Below are 1,132 nucleotides of genomic sequence, written 5' to 3'. Positions count from 1 at the left end.
GGCGAAGTCGCTGAACCATGACAGCCGATCGGGTTCGGCAGCGGTCAAATCCCTGAGCATGGTTCTGGCGGTCCGATAGTTTTCCAGCGCTTCCGGCAGGTCTCCTTGCGCCAGCTTGATGTTGCCGAGCTTGATGTGGCTGACGGCAAAATCGCGCTTGACGCTCGGGTCGGTTTCCCGGGCCGAACGCAGCTCGAGATTGGACACCAGCGCTGCAAAGGCGCGGCCTGCCGCATCGGTGTTGCCGACAAGGGTGTAGAGCTTGCCGAGCTCGTCCAGGGTTCGGATCTGGCGGTCGGCCTGGTCCAGGGTCAGATCGGTTTGCCCGGCCTCGCCGTAGAGGACCAGCACCGATTCATAGTCCTTGATGGCCGTGGCGTAGTCGAGGTCGGCGCGCGCCGCACCGCCGGACAGGAAACGCGTCGCCGCCTCGGACAGCGTGCGGTTGACGAAGTTGGCCTTCAAGGCGTTGCGCGAAACATTGTCGATGTCGGCGGCCTTTGCGAGGATGGCGCGAGCCCCATCGAAGGCGCCGAGCGAAAGCTGCTCCTCGGCCTGCCGGCGCAATTCCGTCACCTGCGGATCATCGGAGGCCAGCGTCCTCATTTCGCCGCGCACCTTGACGAAGGCGTCGGCCGCCTCGCGCAACCGGGCATTCAGGCTGTCCGCCGAAAGGTGGCTGGCGTCGGAGCTGATCAGCACGCCGTAGAGAGGCGCCAGCGGCATGTCGGCATCGCTGGCGACCTGCTCGACCTCACCGCGCATTTCCGGCGTCACGTCGGCCATGGCAAGCAACAGGCGCTCGCGCTCCGGCAATTGTTGCTTGGCGGCCGCGGCAAAAAACAGCTTCGGCAGGCCGCTCTCGACGTAAGGCAGCTGTTTGCCCCGCGACAAATCGTAGACCTCCTGCTGCACCAGCGTCAGCACCGAGCGGATCTCGAGCCCGTCGGTGCCGAGATATTTGGTCAGCGCTGTCGTGAAGGGCGAGTTCTGGCCGGTGCCGTCGGCAGCCGTCTCGCCCGGTGCGGCGGAGAAGGCGAACAGGATGTTTTCGGCGCGGCCAATCCGGCCGAGACCCGGCTTCACCTTGTCGGAGACATCCTTTGCCAGCGATGTCGCGCCGAAAACATCC

The 1,132-nt window shown here is 65.2% G+C and carries 1 protein-coding gene; it reads right to left on the bottom strand.

All coding sequences use genetic code 11. The features are described 5' to 3' along the window. Nucleotides 1–1,132, bottom strand: a 1,132-nt coding sequence (locus EN939_RS35175) for a caspase family protein (protein WP_206528440.1), incomplete at both ends; no start/stop codon positions are given.

The sequence above is a fragment of the Mesorhizobium sp. M7A.F.Ca.CA.002.05.1.1 genome (assembly GCF_003998335.1).
In the GTDB taxonomy this organism is placed as follows: domain Bacteria; phylum Pseudomonadota; class Alphaproteobacteria; order Rhizobiales; family Rhizobiaceae; genus Mesorhizobium.
The sequence above is the reverse complement of the archived record's forward strand: the minus strand, read 5'-3'. Positions and strand labels throughout refer to the sequence as shown.